The following is a 971-nucleotide window of genomic DNA, read 5'->3' on the forward strand; positions in this document are numbered from 1 at the left end:
GAGTTGGCGATGTCCTTCTGGATGCCTTCACGCAGGATCTTGGTGTTGGTGACGAACAGGTCGTCGCCCACCAGCTGGATGCGCTTGCCCAGGGTCTTGGTCAGCGTGGCCCAGCCGTCCCAGTCGTTTTCCGCCATGCCATCTTCGATCGAGATGATCGGGTATTTGTCGCACCAGGTCGCCAGCAGGTTGGTGAAGTCCGACGACGACAGCGCCAGGCCTTCGCCGTCCAGGCGGTACTTGCCGTCCTTGTAGAACTCGGAAGCGGCGCAATCCAGGCCCAGCGCAATCTGGGTGCCCGGCTCGTAGCCGGCCTGCTCGATGGCCTGCAGGATCAGCTTGATCGCCGCTTCATGGTTGGCGACCGACGGGGCGAAACCGCCTTCGTCGCCGACCGCGGTGGTCAGCTTGTTCTCGTGCAGGATCTTCTTCAGCGTATGGAACACCTCGGCGCCGTAGCGGATCGCTTCGCGGAAGCTGGGCGCGCCGACCGGGATGATCATGAATTCCTGCAGATCCAGGTTGTTGTCGGCATGGGCGCCGCCGTTGATCACGTTCATCATCGGCACCGGCATCTGCATCGAACCCGAACCGCCGAAATAGCGGTACAGCGGCAGGCCGGCTTCCTCGGCAGCCGCCTTGGCCACGGCCATCGACACGGCCAGGGTGGCGTTGGCGCCCAGGCGGGCCTTGTTCTCGGTGCCGTCAAGGTCGATCAGGGTGCGGTCCAGGAAAGCCTGCTCATTGGCGTCCAGGCCCATGATGGCTTCGGAGATCTCGGTGTTGATGTTCTCGCAGGCCTTCAACACGCCCTTGCCGAAGTAGCGGCTCTTGTCGCCGTCGCGCAGCTCGATCGCTTCCCGCGAGCCGGTCGATGCGCCCGACGGCACGGCGGCACGGCCCATCACGCCGGACTCCAGCAGCACGTCGCATTCAACGGTCGGATTGCCGCGGGAATCGATTACTTCGCG

The 971-nt window shown here is 64.2% G+C and carries 1 protein-coding gene; it reads right to left on the reverse strand.

Features of this window, described 5'->3' with window-relative positions:
• On the reverse strand, nucleotides 1–971 hold a 971-nt coding region (gene eno / locus IGW04_RS25505; protein ID WP_194715896.1), incomplete at both ends, for a phosphopyruvate hydratase.

Origin of the sequence: Noviherbaspirillum soli (assembly GCF_015352955.1) — a bacterium.
GTDB lineage: Bacteria > Pseudomonadota > Gammaproteobacteria > Burkholderiales > Burkholderiaceae_D > Noviherbaspirillum_A > Noviherbaspirillum_A soli.